The organism is Erythrobacter sp. S43, assembly GCF_057364955.1.
This window is the reverse complement of record NZ_CP200285.1, coordinates 1,746,198-1,771,517: the sequence shown is the minus strand read 5'-3', so window position 1 is coordinate 1,771,517 and position 25,320 is coordinate 1,746,198. Positions and strand designations below refer to the sequence as shown.

The window sequence follows — 25,320 nt, the reverse complement described above, 5'->3', positions numbered from 1 at the left end:
GACCAGCGCGCCTTTAGAATGCGGAATGGATTGCGGGTCAGCGGCGTGACCGTCGTGGGGATCGGCAGTCGGCGGCGCCATTTGCGCCGCATGTAATGATGCGCCCGCGTGTACCCCCCGCCAGCGAGGCAACGATCTGGCTGTTATGAACAACGGGCATGTCGAGCGCCCATGCGCTGTGCCCTTCGCTTAGCGCTGTCTGCACAGTGTCGGTGCCGTAAAGGTGGAAATGCGGCAGGCCGAGATCGAACCTGTACCCAGTATCGCGGCGCACGATCAGCAATAGCTCGTCGAGTGAAACGACCGGCGTCGGAGCAAACCCGCACTCGCCCAATTCGGTGTCCATGCCGACATCCCACACGCATCCGACATGCGTACCGTCCTCGCGCACGCCATACGGCCCAGCAACCATCCAATCGGGCTGATCTGCGTCAAGGCTGGCGAGCGCTGCGATGGCTTTGTCCAGCCAACCGGCTGGCAAATACACATCCTGATGCGCGAAAATCGCGTAACGCCCGGACGACTGATCAAGTCCCTGATTATACGCCTGCGCCATGGAGCTGGCGTTGCGGATTGTGGTGAGGTGCAAGCGGCCTTCAGCGATATCGGGTGATCGGGCAAGGCAGGCCTGCAAGATCGCATCATCGTTGACGGCGGCAATTAGGGAGAAGTCTTCGGGTTTCATGTTGGCATGATCCCCAGCGCCTCACCCGGCTTTTCGTGCAACGATGAAGTATTGCAGTGCGAACAGCGAACGCATGGTGCCAAAGGTCAAAGCGTTAGCGAGCTTGTGTTTGCGCGATCCGAGTGGTGAAGGCTGGACCGACTCGATCGTCAGGCCATCTCGATCCATCAACTCAATTGCAGTTTTGCGCACGAAGAACCGCAAATGCGTCCGGTCAAGCAGACCTGCATCAGCATAGTCCCAGCTGTTGCCGAACAGCAGTTTCGCCGAAACCGAAATGTGACGGATGTTGGGTATGCTGGCGATCATTATCCCGCCTGGCTTCACAGCTTTCGCAAGCGTATCGACTGCTGTCCAAGGTTCCACCAGATGCTCCAGTACATCGAGCGCGAGGATGACATCAAACGGGCCAGCCTTATCGAGAAACGCGCTCATCTCCGCCGGATCATCAAGATTGGCTTCCGACCAATGCGCTAATCCATCGGCATGATCGCCCACGACGGCGTCCATCACACTGACATTGGCAGCGCGTCCGATCTGCTTGAGATGTTTGGCTGTTGCACCCGTCCCGCCGCCGACATCCAGCAAGCTTTCGCATTGCGGCACCAGTGGGACGATATCGTGGCGGATGGATGAGTGGTAATCCATGCGCGTCTTTTGCGGAATCAGCCGCCGGAAAGCAAAGGTCGCCACCAATCTTCGTGGGACAAATACCAGCGCAGGGTTTGGCGCAGTCCTTCTTCGAACCCGCGCTGAGGTGTGTAGTCCAGCTCGGCGCGCGCTTTAGTCTCGTCGATCGCATAGCGGCGATCATGGCCCGCGCGGTCGGTGACGAAGGTCTTGAGTGTGTCCGACTTCTCGCCCTTGGCAGCGGGCGCGTCAGGGTAGCGGTCCGCCAGCCCCTCGACCTCTTCAAATGCGCGGTCCACCTCGGCACAGATCGTATCGATCACGGTCATATTGGGCAGCTCGGCCCCGCCGCCAATGTTGTATGTCTCGCCCGGGTCACCGCGCTCCAGACAGGCCTCAATCCCGCGACAATGGTCTTCCACATGCAGCCAGTCACGCACATTCATGCCGTCGCCGTAAATCGGCAGCGGTTTGGCCGAGAGCGCGTTCAGCAGGAACAACGGGATCAGCTTTTCAGGGTACTGATACGGTCCATAATTGTTCGAGCAATTGCTGGTCGTCACTTCGAGCCCGTACGTGTGGTCATAGGCGCGCACCAAATGGTCCGAAGCCGCCTTGGACGCCGAATAGGGCGAATTGGGCGCATAGGCCGTGGTCTCACTGAACGCGGGATCTTCCGGACCGAGTGAACCGAACACTTCATCGGTCGAGATATGATGGAACCGGTGCGGCACACCGTCGCCGTCGAGCCACACCGATCGCGCGGCTTTCAGCAGCGAATTGGTGCCGAGGATATTCGTGTCGATAAAGGCGTCAGGACCAGTGATCGAACGGTCCACATGGCTTTCCGCTGCGAAGTGGACAATCGTAGCAATATGCCGCTCGCGCAGGAGCTTTTCGACCAGTTCCTGATCGCGGATATCGCCTTCGATCAGTTCGGCGCGTGGCGCTCCCACAATAGTCGAGCGGTTGCCCGCATAGGTGAGCGAGATCCAGCACCACCACATCATCATCGGGGTGTTTCTCGTTCCAGTAGTGGACGAAATTGCCTCCAATAAAGCCGGCGCCGCCGGTCACAAGGATGCTAGCCAAGAGCTTTCTCCATTTTCAGCATTGCGCGCAGATTTTCCCGCCAAGGCACAGTCCCGTCGCCCAGCAAGGCTCGGGTCGCGCTGCAATCCAGCACAGAATAAGCCGGGCGGCTGGCGGGGGTGGGATAGTCTGCGGTGGTGATGGGATTGATTGTGGGAATTGCGCCGATCAAGCCCAGATCATGCGCCTCTTCGGCAATCGCAACGGCAAAGTCATACCAGCTGATCTCGCCATTGTCGCTGTGATGAAATGTACCCGACGCATCCTTTTCAATGAGGGCCCAGATGGTCTGTGCAAGACCGGTCGCCCAAGTTGGCGACCCCTTCTGGTCGGCCACCACGCCAAGTTCGTCGCGCTCATTCATAAGCCGGATCATCGTGCGCACGAAATTCGCGCCGCCTGCCTCGTAAACCCATGCCGTGCGCACCAGCAGATCAGCATCGCGCAGGTGATCCTCACCCGCCGCTTTGGTCCGGCCATAGGCGCTGATCGGATTGCGCGGGTCGTTCGGGGCGTATGGACGCTCTGATGTCCCGTCGAACACGAAATCGGTCGAGATATGGACCAGCTTGCCACCTTGCGATTGCACTTGCTCGACCATAACCGCCACCGCGTCGGCATTGATCTCACGCGCAGTCTCTTCGTCAGCTTCCGCTTTGTCGACCGCCGTGTAAGCCGCAGCGTTGATTAGCACATCGGGCGCCTCAACGACCAACCGCGCGCGGAGCATCGCATCATCAGAGAAATCAACGTCGTCGACATCAATCGCGTTCAGATCAGCATGCGCGGGCGCTGTGCGCTGCAAAGCACCGCCGAGCTGTCCGTTCGCTCCGGTAATCAGGACTTTCATGCGTCTCTCTGTTGGCAAAAAATTGCAGTGAGGCCGCCGCATTGCAGCATCACCTTGGCCGGTCAATGCCAATGTGGAGCCCCACCTGCCTCGCACTGGCCAATTCGCCACGAATGCCGCATCATGTTGCGTGATGAAAGACGGCGCCGCCTCGGAAAAGACAGCTCACGCCTCGCTTGATGAGTACCTCGGCCGGTGTATGAAGGCATGTCTCGACGCGGCCCCATGCCCGCAATGGCCGCACGATCTCGAGTTGTCCGGCGCGCAGACAGATGATCGCATCGGGTTCCATGGGATGGCCTTGGCACTTTCGAACCATCTTGGGGCAATGGACACATGGCCGGAAGCCGCCGTCGAGGAGGTACGCGACGAAGCGAGACGGCAGAGCTTCTGGGAAACCAGTCATAGGTCTCACATCGCCGCTCTTCTTGAGGCTTTTCACGCTGCCGGCATCAAGGCGGTTGTCACAAAAGGAACTGCGCTGGCCTACTCGGTGTATGATCTACCAGCCGAAAGAAGGCGCGGTGACACTGATATCGTGATCCTAAGCGGCACACGGCGTGCTGCTCGCAGCGTCCTTGAGACCTGCGACTATTACCCGTGCAATGATGCACGCGCTCTGCAAGAGACATGGCAAGCAGATGCGCCGCCCAACTTCACCCACCAGATCGATCTGCATTGGCGTATCAACGCCAGCGCAGCGATTGCAGAGCGGCTGGAGCGAATAGACCCGTTTCACCGCATTGTGCGATTGCCCGACTTATCACCGAATGCGACCGGGTTGGCACCTGCAGACAATCTCTTTCTGATCTGCATCAACCGCGCTTCGCACAGCCTGCTTGGCTACGGCTACGGAGCAGAGCGGAAGTTTGATGGCGACCGCTTGATCTGGGCGATGGACCTGCACTTGATCACGCAATCGCTCTCTCCGGAAAACTGGAACGAAATCGTGGATCGCGCCGAAGTCTCCGGCCTGTCAATCATCCTATTGTCAGGTTTGGATTTCGCCCGCGCCACTTGTGGCACACCGGTTCCGGAAGCCGTGCTGGAACAGCTGATAAGCAATGCGGATTTTGATGAGGTCTCGGCGATCTTGAACCCATCAGCATCGGGGCAAAGGCTCAAGTTGGATTTGGCTGCCAGTTCTAGCTTTGCCGACAAAGCGCGGGTGCTGGGTTATGCAATGTTCCCGTCGCGCCAGTTTCTTCGGTCACGATATCCGGATGCCAAGGAATGGCCCACCGCCGCTCTTGCCGTGCGCCGCATGGCCTCAGGTGTTGGAAAGTGGCTGCGTTGGAAGGTGTAAGATGGACAAGCGCGCCATAGTGGGCAAGGTCGTGCACCCATGAACTTCGACTTCCTCTGGCAGCGCGCAAAGCCGTTTGTGCCCGAACTGATCGTGATCAGCGTGGTGACGTTGTTCAGCTCGGCTGCCTTGCTCGCAGTGCCGTGGCTTGCCGGAAAACTGCTTGGTGGTCTCGCCGGAGACACGAGCGTCAACCTTACGCAAACGCTGATGCTGCTTGTGGTCGCTTTGGTTACGATGACGGCGCTTAACATCGCGGTTTCGATCCTGTCAGAGATCGCTTCAGGCCGAATTCTCGCTGGCCTTCGCCGCGAGGCCTATGCGCATATGCAAGCGCTGCCGGTGTCGTTCCATGATCAGAACAATGAGGGCGACTCTCTGGCGCTGATGACTTTTGAGGTCGACCGGCTAACCAGCTTCCTAACCAGCTCAATCGCGATGCTGCCTTCGATGCTGATCACCGCTGCTGGCGCGGTGGTGCTGCTGTTTATCCTTGACCCCACAATGGCACTTGTCGTCCCGATCCTCGTGCCAGTGTTCTTCATCATGATGAAGCTTCTGACGCGCCGGCTGCGCGGATTGGCGACACGGGTGCGGAAGGCCGATGTGAAGCTGATTTCGATGGGCAGCAGCGATCTCTACATGCTGCCCGCAATCAAGGCATTTGCCGTCGAAGATCACCACCGCGCGGAGTATGGCGAGGCGATCGAGAACGCGCGGATACTGCATCTGGCCCAAACGCGGATCACGGCTTTTATCGGTCCCACTATCGCTCTCATTGCCGCGCTCGCCGCGATTGCCATTCTGGTGATCGGCGGCACGCAGATCGAAAACGGAGACCGCAGTCCGGGCGAGTTGTTTGCCTTCTTGCTCTATGCCGCCCTTCTCACCCGCCCTGTCGGGTCGCTCGCCAATATGTACGGCGCGTTTCAGGTCGCACGCGGTGCACTGACGCGGCTGGTGGACGTTTTCTCTCAACCCGTTGAAGCCGGATACAGCGCGACGGGCACAATTGAACGGGCCAAGGGCGCAATACGGTTCGACAAGGTCAGCTTCGCCTATCCGGGGCGCGACATCGTCTTGGACGGGCTCAACCTCGAAATTGCCAAGGGTGAGATCGTCGCGCTCACCGGCGAGAACGGGATTGGCAAGTCCACGATCATCCGCCTTTTGCTTCGCTACTACGAGCCCGATGCAGGGCGCATTGCGCTCGACGGCCAGGACATCGGCGGGCTACAAATCCAGCAGCTGCGCAGCCAGTTCGGCTATGTTCCGCAGCGGCCCTTGTTGTTCAACGGGACCGTCCGCGAGAATATCTGTTTCGGGAATCCGGATGCAGACCCGGAGAAGATCGAGCGCGCCGCGCGGATGAGTGAGGCATGGGAATTCGTCTCTGCATTGCCACAAGGGCTGGACACCGAGATCGGTGAAGACGGCATCCGCCTGTCGGGTGGGCAACAGCAGCGCATCGCTCTAGCCCGCGCGCTTTATCACGATCCGCCAATCTTCATTTTCGATGAGGCCACCAGCATGTACGACCTCGAGAGCGAGGCTGCATTTGTCGAAACCTGCATCGACTCGCTCAAGGGTCGCACGGTGATCATCATAACCCACCGCCCGGCGAGCCTTGCTCTGGCAGATCGTGTGTTGGAAATGGGGCCTGACGGATATCGCGAGGCCAACGCTGCGCCATGAGCGGCATTTGCGGCGTGCTTGCCCTTGATGGAAGGGCAGTTGAAACCCGCGAAATCGCTGCGCTTGTCAAACCCTTGCAGCAGCGCGGCCCCAATGGATCCGCTGTCGAGGTGGATGGCAGCGTAGGCCTCGGTCACACCGCATTGGTCACAACACCAGAGGCTGCCGCCGAGACGCTCCCGCTGCGCCACTCAGAAACGGGCTGCATCATCACCGCCGATGCCCGGCTCGATTATCGTGACGAGTTGATTGAGCGGCTGGGTATTGATCAGCGGGCAATCGGCGATGGCGAATTGATCCTGCGCTCATATTTGCAATGGGGGCGGATCTGTCTTGATCACATCCAAGGCGACTTTGCCTTCGCGATCTGGGACCCTCGGGAGAAGACGGTGCTCTGTGCCCGTGATCGCGTCGGGATGCGGTCCCTAGTTTGGCACCATAAGCCAGGCAGGCTTTTCGCCTTTGCGACCGAGGCGCAAGCTTTGACCCGGCATCCCCATGTGTCTGTCAAAATAGACGAAGGCCGGGTTGGCGATTTTTTTGAAGATCTGGAGGCGCGCGACCTCACATCTACTTTCATTGCCGACGTTCAGAAGCTTCCGCCCGCTTATGCGATGATGGTGAGCGCGAACGGCATAGCGCAATGGCAGTATTGGCAGGCCGAGCCGCAAGAACCGCTGCGGCTGGCCAATGACAGCGAATATGCCTGGGCATTTCTCGAAGTGTTTTCGGGAGCGGTCGCCGAACGGCTGCGATCCGCCGGGCCCGTTGGATCTATGTTGTCGGGCGGGATGGATTCTGGCTCGGTCACCGCAGTTGCTGCGACGCTGCTATCCAAAGCGGGCGAGCCGCCGCTGAAGACCTTCTCGGCAATCAGCAATGACCCGGACTGCGCGGAGTCCAATGCAATCCGGGCAGCGCTACAGATCACTCACATTGATCCCAACTTCGCCAAGCTAGAAGACATGGATGAATTCCGGGCCGATATCGACAGGCTCACCCGCCATGCCGGTGAACCCTTTGACATCCATATGACTTTGCCGCGTTCGGTGTATTTCGCGGGACGCCGGGCCGGGGTTAAGGTCATGCTGGATGGTGTGGGCGGCGACACGACGCTCGGCTCCGAACCGATGGTCGCATGGTATCTCAGGAAGGGCCAGCTCTTGTCCGCTTGGAGAGAAGCAAAGGGAGAGAAGCGCTTCTGGGGAGATGATTCCGACCCTTGGTCAGAGCAGGCGCGCGAAGTAGCGCGTGCCATCGTTCCCAAGCCATGGCTCGCGAGAAGACAAGCACGGTATGCCAAGCAAAAAATGGAACAAGCCGAGAAGGACTCGCCGCTCAATGCCGCATTTGCTGCGCGCATCGACATGGCACAGAGGCGGCGCGACAACGCATCGCATCTCGCAATTCCCAAGGACTACCAATTGAGGCGGCTACAACGGGTGTTCCATCCATATGTCACCGTCGCCCGAGAACGCTATGACCGGACCGCGGCCGCTCTTGCGATCGAGCCACGCGATCCGTTTCTGGATCAGAGGGTGATCAAGTTCTGCCTATCGCTTCCGGAAGAGCAATTGCAGAAAAACGGCTGGCCCAAAGTTATACTTAGACGAGCAACGCACAGTGTCTTGCCAGCAGAGGTCCGATGGCGGGCTGGCAAGCCACACCTCGGTTCCCGGTTCACCAAAGCGGCACTCGGACAAGCTACAACGGGATTCGAGATTAAAGGGGATGATCATCTTGCCCGAGTGCTAAATGAAAAGCGGCTCCTCGAGCTCGATGCGAAACGCCTGTCGGGTGAAGATTGGGAACAACGCGTCGAGGCGGCGTATTTTTCGCACTGGCTCTCACAAGCGTCCGAGGGTTAAGAGCAACGAATGTCGAAAGACTTTCCTTCCAACGCCTTTCGGGACGGTGTGATTGGTTCCCACCCTTTCGCGCCAGACAGCCTCAAGACTTGGCGCCTGTCGCGCCGTCGTAGCGATCCGTCAGAGCTGGCATTCTTACCTGATGGTGAGGCCGACAAGGATACTCCGACGGCAGCCGTCTTGCACCATGGCAAATACTATGTGTCGTTTGAGCAGCAGGCTCAGTTTGAGATATGCTTTGAGACTGAAAGCATCGCTGCTCTGAATGTCGCACCCGACACAGATCAAGCGACGCTAACGCACTTTCTGTTCGACCACATTGCCCCGCGAATTCTGGCTCATCAGGGGAACCTTGTCCTCCATGGCAGCGCGGTTGCGATGGACGGTCGCGTGGCCATTTTCTTGGGTGACACAGGCGCGGGCAAGTCAACTCTGGCCGCAAGTCTGCACGCAGCCGGGCATCAACTGCTGGGCGATGATGCCGTGGTTGTTTCAAGCGGTGAGCAGGGCTTTTTCGCGCAGGCTGTTTATCCAAGCCTGCGGCTGTTCCCCGACACGGTTCACGCGCTTTTTGGGGAAAGCGCTGATGTCCACCCAATGGCGGGCTATTCGAACAAGCAGCGAGTGACCTTGCAGGCTCCTGATCACACCAATCCTCCGCCAGTGGGCGGAGTATTCATACTGTCCGATGAGACGGATGTGACCATTCCTCAACTCCATCGCCCCGGTCCGGCTCAGGCCTGTATTTGGGCGCTTGAACAGAGTTTTTCACTCGATCCAAATGACGCGGCCCGCGCTGCGCGCCGCATGTCACAAGTATCGGCATTGATTGAGGGGGTGGACACATTCCTTCTCGACTACCCCCATGAATATGATCGTCTAGCTGACGTGCATAGGTTGATTGCCCGATGCATGGCAGGCGCCCCTGAAAACGAAGAGGCAGCGGGCTGATGGCCAGAATCTCCGGATATGACATTGCCAGCTATGGCGACATGATCGAGTGCGAGCCGCGCATGTCAGTCTATGCCGAGGCGCTGCGCCGCGCGGTCACGCCCGGTTGCACCGTTTTTGACATTGGCGCCGGGTTCGGGGTGTTCGCGTTTCTAGCCTGCAAATACGGTGCAGGCCGGGTGGTAGCGATTGAACCCGATCCCAGTGTTGAGCTGATTATGCCGATCGCGCAGGCCAATGGCTTCAGCGACAAGATCACTGTGATCCGCGACCTATCGACCGTTTTCACGCCCGACACCAAAGCAGATGTGATCATTTCGGACATTCGCGGCACCATGCCGCTGTTCGAAAACCATATCGAGACGATTGTCGATGCTCGAACACGCCTGCTTAAACCGAACGGCGCGCAACTGCCGCTGCGCGATACGATCCGGCTGACACTGGTGCGCTCGCCCAAAGACTACCGCCTTTGCATGCGTCCATGGGGAAAGAACAACTATGGTCTCGACCTGTCCATGGGGCGCGAATACGCGGTCAATTCACTAAAGCGCACCCATTTGACCGAGCGTGCAATGATGTCCGAAGCGACGGATTTGGCGGTGCTTGACTATCGCACCATCACCAGCCCGCACCTCGACAGCAAAGTCGAATTGATCGCAACCAGAACAGGCATCGCGCATGGAATGCTGAAATGGTTCGATGCTGAGATTGCAGACGGGCTGGGGTATTCGAACGGTCCGGGCAATCACGAGCTGGTCTATGGCCAGAATTTCCTGCCATTTCCCATTCCGGTGCGCGTAAAGGAGGGCGATGTTATCCGCGCTCGGATCAGAGGCCTTCACAAGGACGGCGACTACATCTGGTCATGGAAAACTGAAGTGATCGATGGCGCCAGTGGCGAAACGCGTCACTCCTTCAGCCAGTCGACATTCAAAGGCCATGTCTACGCTTCAAAGGACTTGGAGCCATTCTCGCGAGATCATGTGCCTTTCGCCGACCCGATGATTGCGGTCGATCGCGATTGTCTGAATCTTGCCGGTGAAGGGCAAAGCGTGGCCCAGATTGTTGATGCTCTTATGAACGCTCACTCGGCTCAGTTCACCAATGAACGCGAAGCGCTCGACCGCGTAACACGATTGCTGCGGCGCTATAGGAATGAGAGCGGGTAGCCGACTTGCAATTCGCGCCCGGCTCCAACACACTTAGTCCATGACCGATACGCTCTCTTCTTCCTGGCGCATTTCAGAGGATGCGGTCGCCAATGCCGTTGGCGGCGAAACCGTTATCCTTCACCTCGGCAATGGAGACTATTTCGGTCTCGACACGATCGGCACGCTGCTTTGGGAAGGGTTGAAGGCCGGGAAACTGCCTGCGCAAGTTTGCGATCAAATCGTCGAGGAATATGACGTTGAGCGTGAGGTGGTGGAGCGTGATATTGCGTCGTTCTTGAAAGACTTGGAAGCGAACGATCTCGTTGAAGCTGCGTAGAACGGTTCTAACCCACTCCAAGCGTGTCTTCGTCACCAAACAGATCGCATAGTGGCGCCAACTCGGGCCAGGCGAAATGATCTGCCCATTTGTGCGGACTCACCAGCCCCTCACACCCGGCTGGATAGTAGTGAAAGAACAACAGACTGCTGAACCCGCCCGGCGTGATCGGATCGCGGTAATGCCACTGTGAGCTCCCGCTAAAGAATACGGCTTGATTGGGCTTTAGAATCTTGGGTTCGAAAGCCATGGCGCTGTCAGCCTTCAGCGCCTCTGCATCCCATCCTCTTGCATCCTCAATTCCCGGCCAATCAACCGGCTTGCTGAAATGGATTGGCCAGTCGTCACTCTGTTCGATGCAATAATCGAGCGTATACATCGAATATGGCTCATCCATATGCGGCTCACATCGACCAGATCCGCCATAAAGGCTCAGGAAGTTGTATCCTGTAGTCAGTGTGCGACCAGCGATTTGCGACATGCGATCAAGCAAATCGGCCTGAAGCTCGAGCAGATAGGATTCGTCCCAGATAACCACCCTCCCGAAAGACTTCGCTTCAAACTTGTCTTCTGCGGATTCTCCGGGCTTGGCTGCACGGGCAATCGCAAGGATGCGCTCTCTTGTCTCTACATCGAAGAGATTCGCCACCTCTTGCACTTGAAAATCTAATGGCGGGCGGACGGGTTCGAACCCCTCAACAAAGCTCTGCAATGCATGCGGTCGGACTTCAGCGAGATAAAGCTTGGCGGCCTCAAAGCGGCGCAGGAAATTGGAATCATACCACTTGAATTGGCCAGCTTTGCGGATTGCAATGACGGCCTGCGTGTGCAGCGCGAAATAGGCCGGATCGCGCATCTTGGTCTTTGTCGCCTCATCCAGCATGCTCGTCACTCTGCCACAGCACGTCACCTTGCTCCACCTCACAGTTCACGGCGCATGAAGGTTTCGTTATGCAAACTCGGATATGCCCCAGATTGTAGATTTGGCCACGATCGGTTATGTTGCGCACTCAAACGTTCGCTTGAGGACTGTAAAGATGAGAAAAACCATATCGCATCTTGCCATTATGGCTGGCGCAATGGGTCTGGCGATCAGCCCAATTGCCGCTCAGGCGAACACTCGCGCAGGCGACAGCCCGGTGATCTACACCGCGCCGACCAGCAACACCTCCGATCCGTGGATCATCCTTGACGATGAGCCTGGCGGCGCGTGGCTGGATGGCCGCATTTTCGGCATTGTGTTGGGTGTGCTTGCGCTGGGGGGCCTTGTTGCCGTCACCGGCGACAATGATGACCAAGGGCCTGGCGGTCGACCACCAGGCAATCAGTCGCCTGGCGCCAACTAGACCATCATTACTCAGCTCAAAACAAGAGCGCGCGGTTGACAAGGCCGTGCGCTTTTTCGTTTGGGTAGGTCATGAAGCCTCAGGCACATTCTGCTGATTACACTGCGAAACCGCAGGACCGGACTGGGCTGCGACTGGTCGGATTGCTTGCGCTCTTGATCGTTGTCGCATTCGTAATGGGCGGCGGCGGCGTTCGATACGGACTCTCAAACCTTGCGGTGCAACTCGTCGCGCTTGCGATCCTCGGGTTCCATCGAAGTGCATTTCTGGAGTATTGGCGGTCTGCCCCGTTCGCGCTTAAGTTCTTGGTGGGAGCGTCCATTCTTCTCCCGATCCTTCAACTCATACCCACCCCCTCATCGATCTGGTCCGCCTTGCCGGGCCGCGAGATGGTCTCACAGTCGCGCGAATTGATTGGTGCGACGGGCTGGGCACCGCTCAGCGTCGATCCTGCTCGCACATTGGTGGCCCTCGGCGGATTGATCGTGCCTCTGACCATCATCTCGCTTGGCTGGTCCGCGCCAAAGCGGCACCTGCTCAGCATCGGATGGTTGCTGGTGCTGCTGGGGCTGGTCACATTTGTAATCGGCATTCCCCAAGTCCTGAGCGGCGGAGAGGCGCTGCGTTTCTACGAAGAACGATCGCCTGCGTCGCTGCTGACCGGCCTATTTGCCAACCGCAACTCGACCGGGCTGTTCCTCGTCAGCGCACTGGCGATGGCAGCACTGTTGCCCCTGCCCTTGGCTCGCCCCCATCCTGCTGCTCTGCCGGTAAGGCTGGGCATATGCGTTCTGCTGGTGATTGGGGTTGTGCTAACACAGTCGCGCACCGCGCTAGTCCTTTGCGCAATCCCTGTTTCGCTAGGCGTATTGCGAGCGCTCAGCTTCTGGCGCCACACAAGCGCGAGGAATTCTCACACCAAACCCGATAGGTTCGCGCTGACTGTCATCGGCATTCTGGCGCTTGGTGTGATTGGCTTGGGCGGGTTCCTGAGCGCTTCTCCCGGCAGGCTGGGCGATACGCTGGAACGCTTCGATAGTATCGGAGAGGCCCGCAGCTACATCTGGGATGATGCAACCTATTCGGCCGAGCGTTACTGGCCAGTCGGCTCCGGCATGGGCACGTTTGACGAGGTGTTCCAAGCCGATGAGTCGCTCGAGAACCTGACCGAGCGGCGCGCGGGCCGTGCGCATAATGACTATATAGAGCTGGCCATAGAGTCCGGTTTTACAGGTCTTGGCTTGGCCGCGATGTGGCTCATTCTGATGGGTTGGCTCAGCTGGAGAGCGCGCGCATCACAGTTCCGCTGGGCAGCTTGGGCATCGAGCGCGATCCTCATCGCCATCGCGCTGCAATCCGTCACGGACTATCCGTTGCGGAATCAGACGATGCTCGCTGTCGGCGCCTTTGCTGTCCTGTTGCTGACCAAGATCGCACATTCGGATCAAGCGGAGCGCAAAGCATGATCGGCCGGGTTATCTGGATCGCCCTCATTCTGGGCGCGGCGGCGGTGACCAGCTACGCGCAGCTGGACCGGCAGGCGCGCTATTCGCCCGCACTTGCTGCGAATGTGCCCGATGCGTTTCGCGCTTTTGCGCAAACCCATATGACCGTGTCTGCTCTGAAAGGCGAAAGTCACAAATCTGCGCTGATCGAAGCCAAGCGGCTGGTGGAGCGAAGGCCCGTGCCGGCCGAGCATTTGCGACTCTTGGCCTTGGCTCACTACGAAGCGGGCACGCCCAATCAGGCCGCGGTCGCGATCCAGCTTGCAGCAAAACGCGGATGGCGTGACTTGCACGCGCAGGAAGCGATGCTGCGGCTCGCATTGGAGGCCGGCGATGGTGCCGAGGCGGCAAGGCGCTACGCTGCGATTCTCCAGAACGCAGCTAGCTCGAACGAAGGTCTTATCGATCTGGGTACGCAGATCTTTTCGGGTGAGGAAGAGAGCGCAGAGGCGGCGCGCCTCACTATGGCAACGCTCGTTGCCAGCGGCGCGCGCTGGCAAAGCCGCTTTATTGATCGCGGAGCCCAAACCATTCCAAGCGATGCCTTTGTCGAGATCGTCGGCGAGGCGACGAAGCGGGGCGCGTCGATGGACTGTGCCCGCATTGGCATCGCTGCCGATGCCATAGAGAAACGCGACGATGAAGCTTCCGCAGCACTGCGCAAGCTTGCAACCGAAAGCTGCTAGCTCACGCGACCGCCATTAGGCTCGCATTGCCGCCCGCCGCCGTCGTGTCGATAGAAACCGACACTTCTTCGAGCATCCAGTCTGTCCGGTAGGGCTCTTCAGAGCTCCCCAACTGCACGATCGGAATCGGTCCATCCACTGCAGCGATGGTTTGCAGAATCGATGTCACCGAATGGCCACCACGCTCGGTCAGAACATGCGCGAAATCTGGTTGTGCCTTCCAATCGGCGACCCACTCGACTGGTGGCATCGGGTCACAGACCACGCCTTCCATTAGACCACGCGCATCTTCGGGGATCACCGCCTGATTGCCCGTCGCCGCCACCGCCTCAAGCTGCGCATGCAAACCTTCGGACGTACTCGCCAGCAAGAGGATACGCCCGCGTGGCTCTACGCTGTAGAGATTGCGCTCTCCCACCGGGCCGGGCAGCGGTGCAGTGTCGTCAATGCCAACAGATGTGTTCGCATGATACTGCTTCACCAGCCGTCCAAGATAGCGTGGACCGCCCGCCTTTGGCCCAGTGCCTGACAGTCCACGCCCGCCGAACGGCTGCACACCGACAATCGCGCCGATAACATTGCGGTTCACGTAAACATTGCCGACCTTCGCGGCCTCGGTGACCTCGGCAATTGTCTCGTCGATCCGGCTGTGCACCCCGAAGGTCAGCCCGTATCCGGTGGCGTTAATCTGCTCGATCACCCTGAATAGATCGCGCCTCTTGTAACGCAGCACATGCAGCACCGGCCCGAACACTTCACGGCCCAGATCACCGATGTCCGAGATCTCGATCATGGTTGGCGCTACGAAGGTGCCATGCTCCACTTCATCACCAAGCGCGAGCTGCTCGATGCGATGGCCTGCCTCACGCATCGTCTCGATATGCGCATCGATGGTCGATTGCGCCGCGGCCGAGATCACGGGACCGACGTCAACGCGAAGCTGATCGGTCGAACCCACGCGCAATTCCGCCAAGGCCCCGCGCAGCATTCCAAGCAAGTCGTCGGCGATATCCTCTTGCACACATAGGATGCGCAACGCCGAACAACGCTGACCTGCGCTGTCGAATGCGCTGGCAATCACATCACGCACCACCTGTTCAGGTAGCGCAGAAGAATCGACGATCATCGCGTTCTGACCACCTGTCTCTGCGATCAACGGGATGGGAGAACCATCGGGCAATGTCCGCTTGGCCAATTGCAGCTGGATCAGTTTCGCAACCTCGGTCGATCCGGTGAACAAGACCCCGCAGGTCTCGGGCGCCGCGACCAGCGCAGCCCCGATAACGCCAGCGCCTGGCACCAATTGCAGAACCTCTTTCGGAACGCCCGCCTCGTGCAAAATCGCAACCGCTTGCGCGGCGATAAGCGGGGTTTCTTCGGCGGGCTTGGCCAAAACGGTGTTGCCCGCGACCAACGCCGCCGCGACCTGTCCAGTGAAAATTGCCAGCGGGAAATTCCAAGGGCTGATGCAGATCATCGGCCCGATTGGTTTTGTTTCCTGCAGGCCATCGCGCGCCTGCTGCGCATAGTACCGCAAGAAATCGACCGCCTCTCGCACTTCAGCGATAGCATTGGCCCCCGATTTGCCAGCCTCGCGCATAATCAGGCCGAGCAGTTCCTCGGTCCGAGCTTCAAGAGCGTCAGCCGCGCGATCCAGACACTCGGCGCGCCGCTCGACCGAGGTCGCGGCCCAACCCACATAGGCAACAGCCGCACGCGCGGCGGCTTTCTTAGCTCCATCCGTCGATGCCCAAGTGGCAGCCCCGACTGCGTCCCGATGCTCAGCCGGATTCAGAATTAGCTGGCCGTCACCGTCTCCTTCGTCGGGGAATGTCGGCCCCGAGCGCCAATCAACTTGCGTGCTTGCCTCCAACTTCATCGAAAGGGTGGCCAGTGCCGTTTCGTCGCTCAGGTCAACACCACGCGAATTGACCCGGTCAGGATACAAGTTGCGCGGGAGATGGATCAACTCATGTGTAGACCCCGTAAGCTCGATCTGCCGCGCATCTTCAACGGGATCACGCGCAAGATCAGTAATCGAGACATTCTCGTCCCAGATCTGGTTCACGAATGAAGAGTTCGCGCCATTCTCCAGCAGGCGTCGCACCAGATAGGCTAGCAAGGTCTCATGCGTGCCCACGGGCGCATAGATCCGGCAGGGACGGTCAAGCTTTTCCGCGCCAACAACCTGCTCGTATAGCGCCTCTCCCATACCATGCAGACACTGGAACTCGTAATCACCAACTTCGAATTCGGGACCTGCGCAGTGATAAATTGTCGCCAGCGTTTGCGCATTGTGCGTGGCGAATTGCGGGAAGACATTCTCCCGTGCTGCAAGCAACTTCCGGGCGCATGCGATGTAGCTCACGTCCGTGTGGACCTTGCGCGTGAAGACCGGAAAATCGGCAAGTCCATCAACCTGTGCGCGCTTGATCTCGCTGTCCCAATACGCACCCTTGACCAGCCGCACCATGATCCGGTGTCCGGACCGCTTGGCCAGATCAATGATCCAATCGATCACCATCGGGCAACGTTTGCCGTATGCCTGCACAACGAACCCAAGCCCGTCCCAACCTGAAAGCTTCGGGTCGAGGGCCAGCGCTTCGAGAATATCGAGCGACAGCTCCAACCGGTCGGCTTCTTCGGCGTCGATGTTGAAGCCAATATCATAGCCTTTTGCCATCAGCGCCAGTTCGCGAACGCGGGGGAGCAGCTCACCCATAATCCGCTCGACCTGCGCACGTTCATAGCGCGGGTGCAGCGCCGAGAGTTTTATGGAGATACCTGGCCCGGCATAGACACCGCGGCCCGAAGCCGCCTTGCCAATTGCGTGAATGGCCCGCTCGTAGTCATCGTAATACCGGTCCGCATCACGCATCGTCATCGCGGCTTCACCCAGCATGTCATAGCTGTAAGTGAAGCCCTTCTCCTCGCGCTTGTGCGCGCGCGTCAGAGCCTCTTTGATGGTTTCGCCAGTGACGAATTGCTCACCCATCATCTCCATCGCCATGTTCACGCCGCTGCGGATGACCGGCTCGCCAGCACGTTTGATCAGGCCGGTGAGCGAGGAGGCAAGGCCATCCTCCTGAACCGGTGAAACAAGCTTACCGGAGACCACCAGTCCCCACGTTGCCGCGTTGACGAAGATCGAGCGGCCATCACCCAGATGCGAACGCCAGTCTCCGCTTCCGATCTTGTCTCGGATCAAAGCATCGCGCGTGGCATTGTCAGGCACTCTCAACAACGCCTCGGCCAAGCACATAAGCGCGACGCCTTCTTGTGTAGAGAGGGAATACTCTTTGACCAGCCCTTCGACACCGCCGCTCTGCCCCGCGTCACGCACGCATTTGACCAGCATCCGCGCAATCTGAGCAATCTGAGCACGGTCAGCATCAGGCAAGGTCGCCGCGTCGAGCAGCGGCTTCACAGCATCGGGTTCTGGCAGGCGATAAGCGGCCGTAATTTTGCGCCTTAGAGCCGTCGGCGCGCGCACCGGCGGGGCAAATTTAGCAAAGGCGTTACGATCGGTCATAAGCGTGCCTCCCCAAGGACAACAATCGCTCATTACCTTCGATTTTGAAGACAATCCGACCAAGTTCGCTGACCAATTGTAGCTTTTCGGCTATTCTTGATCTATATTCCTCAAACTATGACCTTCAGAGACGAGCAAATCAGGGAATTCGACCGCTTCGACCGGCGAGTTATCGAAGAACTTCGTGTCGATGGCCGCATGACCATCACAGAGCTGGCCAGTCGCGTCGGACTTTCCAAGACGCCGTGTCAGCTGCGTCTCAAGAAGCTGATTGATAAGGGAGTCATCAGAGGCTTTCGCGCCGTGGTAGACGACAAACTGCTGGGGGAAGGTCACGTTGCATTCGCCGAGGTTAAACTGAGCGACACACGCGAAGCCGCTCTCGACCAATTTCGCAAAGGCGTGAGCCGTATCCGCGAAGTCGAAGAGTGCCACATGATAGCCGGGCAATTCGACTACCTACTCAAAGTCAGAACATCAGACATCGTCGCCTACCGCGAAGTTCTAGGCGAGAAGATCTCCAGCCTCCCGCATGTGGCCAGCACCTCAACCTATGTGGCCATGGAAACAATCGTAGACAGCGCAGCATCGTACTAGCCGCTCAACGCAGTTGCGATTTGTATGTGAGCTGTCTGAGAATGGTGCCAGAAGAGGACTCGAATTAAAAATCTAATCTTCTGAAAAATATGTGTTTTCCTATGCGTAGATATCAAAAGGACCACAAAACGGCCCGCTCACTTGCTAACTGGTACCTCTGCATTTTTGATTTTGGTGGACGGAACGTATTGATATCGCGGGTTGGTGACTACAGTGTCGGGTCGAGTTCGAGAATGCCGCAACCGACATAAACATGAGATCCAATACCCAGAACAACTTGCCTATTCAGACTTTGCGCCTTGTCGGGAAAGCGCTTGTCACCTATGCCTCGGCGATGCGTGTTTTCGGGAACATCATTGCAGTTCTAATGTGCCTTGGCCTGATTTTTCAGGTTTCGGCTGAGGCTGCATCGCTGCCCCAAGCTGAGACTATGACCTTGGCGGACTGCGCCAAGATGAAGCATCACGCTTCACACGCATCGGATCATTCCGGCCGCGCAGGTCACGATCAAGATGACCCTTGTGATGACATGTCGTTGAAGTGCATGCTTTCCATGAACGCCGTTGCTCCGGTTCTGATGGGGAACACCCTTCCCAACCTTTCCAACAACTTTCCTTCTAGTTCCATACAGTTTTTTGCGGCGGTGACTGATCAATTGGCTGGTCGCGCGCTTCCGCCTGACTACCCGCCTCCGCGCTTCTAACTCCAATGTAACAGCGGGGCTGTCAGCCCCTTGTTGAGATGCTGTCTGTGCGCGTCACTGCTCATCAACGAGCAGTGATGGACTGCCGGGCGTGCGCATCGCTTACATCGAGTGAGATTTTTCCATGAAACGGTCCATAGGCGGTATCCTTGCCGCCGCCCTAATGCCGGCGCAGGTCGTGCTCGCGCAGCCGGTTGGCTATGAAGAAGCTTTGCGGGCAGCTCGCGAAGATCAGCCGCTGCTCCAGGCCGCGCAATTGCGTATCGACGGCACACGAGATGCCTCGGATGCCGCAGATGAGTTGCCCGATCCTGTTTTGCGTGGCGGGATTGCAAACCTGCCAATCACCGGGCCTGTGGCGTTCGAGTTTGATCGCCAGCTTCCAACGCAGATAGCTATTGGTGTTGAGCAACCAATCCCAAACCTTGCACGGCGAAGAGCCCGTCGAGGCGTCGCGGACTCAGACGTCGCGGTCGCAGAAATGCGGCTTGGAGTTGCGCAGCAGCGGATCGACATCGCCACATCAACCGCCTGGATCGACTTGTACTATGCCGAGGAGAAGCTCGCCTTCGCCCATACGGCGCTGAGCGATCTGCGCAGGCTTCAGCCAGTGGCAAACAGCGCTGTCGCGTCGGGGTCAGCGCGTCCAGCTGAAAGCCTTGCCATTCGCCGCGAGCTCCTTGTGATTGAAGATGCAATCACAAGAATTGAAGCCGAAAGAGATGCCGCGCGCGCCATGCTCTCGAGCTACATTCAGACAGACGACCCTACTGTCGCGGGTGATGCGCCAGCGGCCGATGTCGACAGCGGCAGCCTCGAACAAGCTTTGGACCTTAACCCCGTCATCCGTCTTGCCGATGCTGCCACCGGACGCGCAGAAGCGAACGCCGACCTCGCGCGCGCCGACTTGCGCCCCGACTTCGGCGTGAGCGTGAACTATGGCCGACGCGACCCTGCCTTCGGAGACGCATTCTCTGTCATGGGATCGGTTACCCTGCCCATTTTCACCGATCGACGTCAAAAGCCGCGCATTCGTGCCGCCGAGGCAGAAGCCGCCGCTACGCAGGCAGAGCGCGACGATCGTTTGCGGGCATTGCGTGTGCAATTCGAATCTGATCTCGCCTCATGGCGCAGCGCGAAGCGTCAATGGGAACGCGCGCGCGATGAATTACTGCCGCTGGCCCGGCAACGGGTTGAACTGGAGACGGCGAGCTTTGCTGCCGGAAACGCAGACCTGATCGATGTGATTGCAGCAAAGGCAGATTTGGCCTTGCTCGATCTTGAAATCTTTGAACGCGAAGCTGCGACCGTGGAATGGGCCGAGATGCTTCGCTTGACCTACGGGGAGCAGCAGCCATGAGCAATACAGTCGACAGCTCCGGCCCTTCAAAGCGAACCTATGCATTCATGGCAGCCGTCGCGCTTGTCAGCCTCGGCGCGGGATATGCGCTCTCGCTTATAGGCGATGAGAGCGAGGGTGGGATGTCGGGCTCCGCTGAGGCGGAGTGCGAAGAGGTCCTTTACTGGTACGATCCGATGGTTCCCGGACAGCGCTTTGACGAGCCTGGCAAGTCGCCCTTCATGGACATGATGCTGGTTCCCAAGTGCGCGGGAGAAGCTGCGAAAGCGGGCGTCCGGATTGATCCAGGCCTGGTCCAGAATTTCGGCATTCGCACGGCAGCGGCGGAGTTCGGAGTTCTCGAGCCGGAAATCACCGTGACGGGCATCCTAGCCTACAATAGCCGAGATGTTGCTATCGTCCAGCCAAGAGCGGGCGGATATGTCCAACGCACCTATGGCCTTGCGCAGGACGATGTCGTGGGTCGCAGCACTCCGATAGTCGATATTCTCGTTCCTGACTGGGGCGGTGCGCAGCGTGAGTACATTGCCGTGCTCGATACCGGCGATCAGGCACTTGCAGACGCGATGCGGCAGCGCATGCGCTTGCTCGGCATGACCGACGCAATGATCGCGTCGGTTGAACGCACACGCAGAGCGCAAAACACGATCACTGTCACTGCTCCGGTAGGCGGCGCTGTCACCATGCTCGGTGTGCGGCCAGGCATGACGGTGATGGAAGGTCAGACACTGGCCGAGATTACAGGCTTCTCGCCGATATGGCTGGAAGCCTCAGTTCCCGAGGCACAGGCCGCAAACGTACGGCAGGGTCAGACTGTCAGCGCCGCTCTGGCAGCGTTTCCCGATGAACGATTTGTAGGACGTATCACGGCCATTTTGCCCAACGCCGATACAGCAAGCCGGACGATCACCGTCCGGGCTGAGCTGCCGAACCCACGCGGCAGGTTGAAGCCAGGGATGTTCGCGCAGGTGTCACTCTCACCCGACACACGGCGAGCCTTGCTGGTACCGTCGGAGGCGGTCATTCGAACCGGCCGCCGCAATCTTGTGATGCTCAAGCAGGATGAAGGCGCCTTTCTTCCAGCCGAGGTCGAAATCGGACGCGAGGCGAATGGCAGGACCGAGATCCTGGCAGGCCTTGCCGAAGGCGAAGAGGTCGTCACTTCCGGGCAGTTCCTGATCGACTCCGAAGCGAGTTTGGCCGGGATCGATGTCAGGTCGATCGACGGAAGCATGAATATGGCATCCGACGGCCCCGCAAAGATGAAAACCTACACTGCCACGGGAAGAGTGACGAAAATCGCCGGTGCTTCGATCACTCTCAATCACGCGCCGGTTGCCGCTCTCGAATGGCCAAGCATGGTCATGCCCTTCGCTCTCGCCAACGCCGCCCTAGTTGAGGGTCTGGAACCGGGCGATACTGTCGAGTTTACCTTCTCGCAGCAAGACACCGGTCCGCGCATCGAGTCTATCAGGAAGACCGAGCGATGATCGCGCGCATAATCGATGCCTCGATCGCCAATCGGTTTTTCATCGTTCTGGCGGCCATCGCGGTCACCCTCGCCGGCTTCTGGGCGGTACGCGCAACGCCGGTCGATGCGATCCCCGATCTGTCTGATGTACAAGTTGTGGTTCGCTCGAATTATCCTGGGCAAGCTCCACGCATCGTCGAAGATCAGGTCACCTATCCGCTTGCGACGACGATGCTCTCGGTGCCGGGAGCGGAAACTGTGCGCGGCTATTCGATGTTCGGCGACAGCTTCGTTTATGTGATCTTCGAGGACGGGACCGACCTCTATTGGGCGCGCTCGCGCGTGCTGGAATATCTCAACCAAGTGCAAAACGAATTGCCCGAAGGAGTGACCAGTTCGCTCGGGCCGGACGCGACGGGGGTGGGCTGGATTTACGAATATGCGCTGATTGACCGAACGGGGAACAGCGATCTTGCTGGCCTCAGAAGTCTTCAGGACTGGTTCCTGCGTTATGAGCTCCAGACTATTCCGGGCATTGCAGAGGTCGCCAGCGTCGGCGGCATGGTCAAGCAGTACCAGATCGTGCTGGAACCCTACCGGATGGCTTCGCTTGGCGTCACTTACAGCGATGTCGTGCGCGCTATACAAGCTTCCAATCAGGAGGCCGGCGGATCGGTGGTCGAAATGGGCGAGGCGGAGTTTATGGTCCGCGCATCAGGCTATCTCACGTCTCTCGAAGACTTCAGAGAGATTCCGCTGAAATCGGTCGGTAACGGCATCCCCGTCACCTTGTCCGATGTCGCCACGATTCAGCTTGGCCCCGAAATGCGGCGAGGGATCGCCGAACTCAATGGCGAAGGCGAGGTCGCAGGCGGTATTGTTGTGCTCAGACAGGGTGAGGATGCGCGGGCGACCATCGCGGCTGTCGAAGAGAAGCTCGAAATACTCCAAGCCAGTCTTCCCGAAGGGGTCGAGATTGTCACGACCTATGATCGCTCGAAGCTGATCGATGCCTCGATCGAAAACCTGACCGGAAAACTCATCGCCGAGTTTATCATTGTCGCGATCGTTTGCGCGCTATTCTTATGGCATGTGCGATCAGCATTGGTGGCGATCGTCACGCTGCCATTGGGGGTGCTGGCGGCCTTTATCGTGATGCGGTTCCAGGGGGTCGAGGCGAACATCATGTCCTTGGGCGGCATCGCCATCGCAATCGGCGCGATGGTCGACGCTGCCATCGTCATGATCGAGAACGCGCACAAGCATATCGAGCATTGGGAGGAGGACCATCCGGGCAAGCAGATGTCCAACGATGAGCGTTGGAAGCTGGTTGCGGAAGCCTCGAAAGAGGTGGGGCCAGCGCTGTTTTTCAGCCTCCTGATCATAACCCTATCGTTCCTGCCGGTGTTTACTTTGCAGGCGCAGGAAGGCCGCCTGTTTTCGCCGCTGGCCTTCACAAAGACCTATGCCATGGCGGCGGCCGCCATTCTGTCGGTGACGCTGGTTCCCGTTCTGATGGGGTGGCTGATCCGCGGGAAGATACCCAAGGAGGACACCAACGTCCTCAATCGGTTGCTGACCAACGCCTACCGGCCGGGCCTTGATTGGGTAATGCGCCGACCGAAAACCACTTTGGTTGTGGCCGGACTGGTATTCCTTACAGCGCTGGTCCCATTCACCCGCCTTGGAGGAGAATTTCTTCCCCCGCTCGACGAAGGCGATCTCCTCTACATGCCGAGCGCTCTGCCTGGCCTGTCTCCTGGTGAAGCATCCGCATTGCTTCAGCGGACGGACCGACTGATCAAATCTGTCCCCGAAGTCGATACCGTGTTCGGGAAAGCGGGGCGGGCCGATACAGCGACCGACCCTGCGCCGCTCACGATGTTTGAGACAACGATCCGCTTCAAACCGCGCGAAGAGTGGCGGCCGGGAATGACCCCAGAGAAGCTAGTCGAGGAGCTTGATCGTGCTGTGCAGGTGCCGGGACTCGCCAATGTCTGGGTGCCACCGATCCGCAACCGCATCGACATGCTCGCGACCGGTATCAAGAGCCCAATCGGTGTGAAAGTGTCCGGCGAAGACCTTGCCGAGATAGAGCGCGTAGCTTTGCAGGTCGAGAACGTTGCCAAGCAGGTTCCCGGAGTAAGTTCCGCCTTGGCAGAGCGTCTTTCGGGAGGCCGCTATGTCGACGTGGACATCGACCGGGTCGCTGCGGCGCGTTTCGGGCTGAACATCGCGGATGTTCAGCAGATCGTGTCCGGCGCGATCGGCGGCGCGAATATCGGCAGAACGGTCGAAGGGTTGGCGCGATATCCTATCAACGTCCGCTATCCGCGCGAGATCCGCGACAGTCTCGGAGAACTGCGCGCCCTGCCTTTGCTAACTCCCTCTGGCCAGCAAATTACGCTCGGCACCGTAGCGCAGGTGAGCGTCAGCGATGGCCCCCCGATGCTCAAGAATGAACAAGGCCGTCTCATCAGCGTGGTCTATGTCGACACGCGTGGACGCGATTTGACTTCGGTCGTAAGCGATCTTCAGGCGGCAGTTTCAGAGGGCATCGATCTGCCTGCCGGTGTAAGCATTTCCTACGCGGGCCAATTTGAATATCTTACCCGCGCCAACGAGCGGTTGCGGGTCGTCATTCCCGCAACGCTCGGCATCATCTTCATCCTGCTCTATCTGATCTTCCGCCGGTTCGACGAAGCGCTTCTGGTTATGGGCACGCTGCCCTTTGCCCTGACCGGCGGCTTCTGGCTGCTCTATCTGATGGGCTACAACCAGTCTGTTGCGACATCGGTGGGTTTCATTGCCCTTGCCGGGGTATCGGCGGAGTTCGGCGTCATCATGCTGATCTATCTCAAGTCTGCACTAGCCCGGCGCAGCGGTGCCCTCGATGCGGACGGCGTGGGCGAAGCCATCAGGGAGGGCGCTCTTTTGCGCGTGCGTCCCAAGGCAATGACCGTGGCCGTCATTCTTGCCGGTCTCTTCCCGATCCTCATTGGAACCGGCGCAGGATCAGAGGTCATGAGCCGCATCGCCGCACCGATGGTGGGCGGCATGATCACCGCGCCGCTGCTTTCCATGTTCGTTATCCCCGCCGCATATCTCTTGATGCGGCGCCCCAGGCCCGAGCGGCCAACACAATCCGAAGGAGAAGAAGAATGCGTACCTCAAACCTAGTTATGTTGCTGGCCGCGCCCTTGGCCCTCGCTGCTTGCGACAGCGGGCAGGAGATGGAGACCATGGACGAAATGGGCGGGAACGAGATGTCGATGGAAGGACACGACATGTCAGCGATGGATGAGAGCGAGGGAACAAAAACCGCCAGTGCCATCGGTACCGTAACCGCCATTGATGCCGAGGCAGGCACTCTCACTGTCGATCACGAACCCGTTGCAGAGCTTGGCAGGCCTCAGATGGTGATGGCTTTCGATGCCAGCGAAGACGTGCGCGGCGATGTGGCTGTGGGTGATGCAATCGAGTTTACAGTCGAGGCAACCGAAGACGGCAACACGATTACCGCGCTGACCAAGCAGTAGGTCGTATTCCAAGGCG

20 protein-coding genes and 1 pseudogene are annotated in these 25,320 nt (G+C 58.8%); 15 read left to right on the top strand and 6 right to left on the bottom strand.

All coding sequences use genetic code 11. The annotated features are described in order from the left end of the window. Positions 1–37: 37 nt before the first annotated feature. From AC0V6K_RS08615 to rfbD, 4 genes and pseudogenes are all read right to left on the bottom strand, one after another. Positions 38–685 carry a glycosyltransferase gene (locus AC0V6K_RS08615; RefSeq protein ID WP_472621315.1) on the bottom strand — a complete coding sequence of 216 codons (648 nt, stop codon included), beginning with the start codon at positions 683–685 and terminating at the stop codon, positions 38–40. 21 nt (positions 686–706) lie between these two features. Further along, the gene (locus tag AC0V6K_RS08610; RefSeq protein WP_472621313.1) at positions 707–1,333 is read right to left on the bottom strand and encodes a class I SAM-dependent methyltransferase; all 627 of its coding nucleotides are present in this window, start codon (positions 1,331–1,333) and stop codon (positions 707–709) included. A gap of 17 nt (positions 1,334–1,350) precedes the next feature. Beyond that, positions 1,351–2,407 (bottom strand): annotated as a pseudogene (gene rfbB / locus AC0V6K_RS08605) (dTDP-glucose 4,6-dehydratase). After that, positions 2,400–3,257: a dTDP-4-dehydrorhamnose reductase gene (gene rfbD, locus AC0V6K_RS08600; protein ID WP_472621311.1), complete on the bottom strand. Its 858-nt coding sequence runs from the start codon at positions 3,255–3,257 to the stop codon at positions 2,400–2,402. The pseudogene rfbB and the gene rfbD overlap by 8 nt, the downstream one beginning before the upstream one ends. A gap of 133 nt (positions 3,258–3,390) precedes the next feature. On the opposite strand from rfbD, the gene AC0V6K_RS08595 reads away from it, so the two are divergent. From AC0V6K_RS08595 to AC0V6K_RS08570, 6 genes are read left to right on the top strand one after another with little or no spacing between them, the layout of a single operon-like run. Next, complete coding sequence (locus tag AC0V6K_RS08595) at positions 3,391–4,563, top strand: nucleotidyltransferase family protein (protein WP_472626086.1); 1,173 nt, start codon at positions 3,391–3,393, stop codon at positions 4,561–4,563. A gap of 39 nt (positions 4,564–4,602) precedes the next feature. Beyond that, the gene (locus AC0V6K_RS08590; RefSeq protein ID WP_472621309.1) at positions 4,603–6,258 is read left to right on the top strand and encodes an ABC transporter ATP-binding protein; all 1,656 of its coding nucleotides are present in this window, start codon (positions 4,603–4,605) and stop codon (positions 6,256–6,258) included. Next, positions 6,255–8,126, top strand: coding sequence for an asparagine synthase-related protein (locus AC0V6K_RS08585; protein ID WP_472621307.1), 1,872 nt, complete (start codon positions 6,255–6,257; stop codon positions 8,124–8,126). The genes AC0V6K_RS08590 and AC0V6K_RS08585 overlap by 4 nt, the downstream gene beginning before the upstream one ends. A 9-nt stretch (positions 8,127–8,135) precedes the next feature. After that, positions 8,136–9,077, top strand: a complete 942-nt coding sequence (locus AC0V6K_RS08580; RefSeq protein WP_472621305.1) for a hypothetical protein — start codon at positions 8,136–8,138, stop codon at positions 9,075–9,077. After that, positions 9,077–10,246: a 50S ribosomal protein L11 methyltransferase gene (locus AC0V6K_RS08575; RefSeq protein WP_472621303.1), complete on the top strand. Its 1,170-nt coding sequence runs from the start codon at positions 9,077–9,079 to the stop codon at positions 10,244–10,246. The genes AC0V6K_RS08580 and AC0V6K_RS08575 overlap by 1 nt, the downstream gene beginning before the upstream one ends. Positions 10,247–10,286: 40 nt before the next feature. Continuing rightward, positions 10,287–10,565, top strand: coding sequence for a PqqD family protein (locus AC0V6K_RS08570; protein ID WP_472621301.1), 279 nt, complete (start codon positions 10,287–10,289; stop codon positions 10,563–10,565). Between the two features lie 7 nt (positions 10,566–10,572). Here the strand turns inward: AC0V6K_RS08570 and AC0V6K_RS08565 are convergent, their stop codons facing one another. Further along, positions 10,573–11,448: a hypothetical protein gene (locus tag AC0V6K_RS08565; protein WP_486172608.1), complete on the bottom strand. Its 876-nt coding sequence runs from the start codon at positions 11,446–11,448 to the stop codon at positions 10,573–10,575. A 154-nt stretch (positions 11,449–11,602) separates the two neighbouring features. Here AC0V6K_RS08565 and AC0V6K_RS08560 point away from each other — a divergent pair, with 154 nt between their 5' ends. The 3 genes from AC0V6K_RS08560 (at position 11,603) to AC0V6K_RS08550 (ending at position 14,102) form a co-directional block, all read left to right on the top strand. After that, positions 11,603–11,911 carry a hypothetical protein gene (locus AC0V6K_RS08560; RefSeq protein ID WP_472621297.1) on the top strand — a complete coding sequence of 103 codons (309 nt, stop codon included), beginning with the start codon at positions 11,603–11,605 and terminating at the stop codon, positions 11,909–11,911. Between the two features lie 71 nt (positions 11,912–11,982). After that, a complete protein-coding gene (locus AC0V6K_RS08555; protein WP_472621295.1) occupies positions 11,983–13,377 on the top strand; it encodes an O-antigen ligase family protein in 1,395 nt (464 codons plus the stop codon). Next, positions 13,374–14,102, top strand: a complete 729-nt coding sequence (locus tag AC0V6K_RS08550) for a tetratricopeptide repeat protein (protein ID WP_472621293.1) — start codon at positions 13,374–13,376, stop codon at positions 14,100–14,102. Before AC0V6K_RS08555 ends, AC0V6K_RS08550 begins: the two co-directional genes overlap by 4 nt. Position 14,103: 1 nt before the next feature. Here AC0V6K_RS08550 and putA read toward each other — a convergent pair whose 3' ends face one another. Further along, a complete protein-coding gene (gene putA / locus AC0V6K_RS08545) occupies positions 14,104–17,634 on the bottom strand; it encodes a bifunctional proline dehydrogenase/L-glutamate gamma-semialdehyde dehydrogenase PutA (RefSeq protein WP_472621291.1) in 3,531 nt (1,176 codons plus the stop codon). Between the two features lie 117 nt (positions 17,635–17,751). On the opposite strand from putA, the gene AC0V6K_RS08540 reads away from it, so the two are divergent. From AC0V6K_RS08540 to AC0V6K_RS08515, 6 genes are all read left to right on the top strand, one after another. Continuing rightward, positions 17,752–18,231 (top strand): Lrp/AsnC family transcriptional regulator, encoded by a 480-nt coding sequence (locus AC0V6K_RS08540; protein WP_472621289.1) that lies wholly within the window; start codon positions 17,752–17,754, stop codon positions 18,229–18,231. A 253-nt stretch (positions 18,232–18,484) separates the two neighbouring features. Continuing rightward, positions 18,485–18,934 carry a hypothetical protein gene (locus tag AC0V6K_RS08535; RefSeq protein WP_472621287.1) on the top strand — a complete coding sequence of 150 codons (450 nt, stop codon included), beginning with the start codon at positions 18,485–18,487 and terminating at the stop codon, positions 18,932–18,934. 124 nt (positions 18,935–19,058) lie between these two features. Beyond that, positions 19,059–20,294, top strand: a complete 1,236-nt coding sequence (locus AC0V6K_RS08530; protein ID WP_472621285.1) for a TolC family protein — start codon at positions 19,059–19,061, stop codon at positions 20,292–20,294. After that, complete coding sequence (locus tag AC0V6K_RS08525; protein WP_472621283.1) at positions 20,291–21,784, top strand: efflux RND transporter periplasmic adaptor subunit; 1,494 nt, start codon at positions 20,291–20,293, stop codon at positions 21,782–21,784. Before AC0V6K_RS08530 ends, AC0V6K_RS08525 begins: the two co-directional genes overlap by 4 nt. Further along, positions 21,781–24,945 carry an efflux RND transporter permease subunit gene (locus tag AC0V6K_RS08520; RefSeq protein WP_472621281.1) on the top strand — a complete coding sequence of 1,055 codons (3,165 nt, stop codon included), beginning with the start codon at positions 21,781–21,783 and terminating at the stop codon, positions 24,943–24,945. Before AC0V6K_RS08525 ends, AC0V6K_RS08520 begins: the two co-directional genes overlap by 4 nt. After that, complete coding sequence (locus AC0V6K_RS08515) at positions 24,927–25,304, top strand: copper-binding protein (RefSeq protein WP_472621279.1); 378 nt, start codon at positions 24,927–24,929, stop codon at positions 25,302–25,304. The genes AC0V6K_RS08520 and AC0V6K_RS08515 overlap by 19 nt, the downstream gene beginning before the upstream one ends. Positions 25,305–25,320 lie beyond the last annotated feature (16 nt).